Below are 575 nucleotides of genomic sequence, written 5' to 3'. Positions count from 1 at the left end.
CGATTGGTAAGCATCCATCAAAATAGGGTGTTTTTTCAAAGTCGCGGAATTCTGTTTTTTCCGCATTTTTCAACGCTTGAACAAATGCTTCATATTGTTCTTTATTAAGGGGACAATTAAGATAATCTTTTCCTGTTCCCTCAGGACCGATTTTATCATAGCGCGATTGATACCAACAAATATCCATATTAATACTATCGGTATAGATAATAGGTGCGATAGCATCAAAAAAAGAGAGAGCTTCTGTTCCGGTTATTGTTTGGATTGCTTTAGCGAGTTTTGGTGAGGTAAGGGGGCCTGTTGCAATGATAATGTGAGGCCAATTCTCAGGAATCTCTTGAATTTCTTCACGCTTTATTGTTATAAGAGGATGATTTTCGAGCGTTGCCGTAACGGTTTTTGAAAATCCATCACGATCAACGGCAAGCGCACTTCCTGCTGGTACCTTATTAGCATCTGCAGCCTTCATAATTAAGGATTTTGCCAATCGCATTTCAGTATGGAGAAGGCCTACAGCATTTGTTGAGGAATCATCAGAACGAAATGAGTTTGAACATACTAGTTCGGCAAGCTGG

General features: G+C 39.7%; 1 protein-coding gene. It reads right to left on the bottom strand.

All coding sequences use genetic code 11. The features are described 5' to 3' along the window. Positions 1 to 575, bottom strand: a 575-nt coding sequence (gene trmFO / locus ACFINZ_RS11820) for a methylenetetrahydrofolate--tRNA-(uracil(54)-C(5))-methyltransferase (FADH(2)-oxidizing) TrmFO (protein WP_375701626.1), incomplete at both ends; no start/stop codon positions are given.

The organism is Bartonella sp. AA81SXKL, assembly GCF_042196945.1.
Lineage (GTDB): Bacteria > Pseudomonadota > Alphaproteobacteria > Rhizobiales > Rhizobiaceae > Bartonella.
The sequence above is the reverse complement of the archived record's forward strand: the minus strand, read 5'-3'. Positions and strand labels throughout refer to the sequence as shown.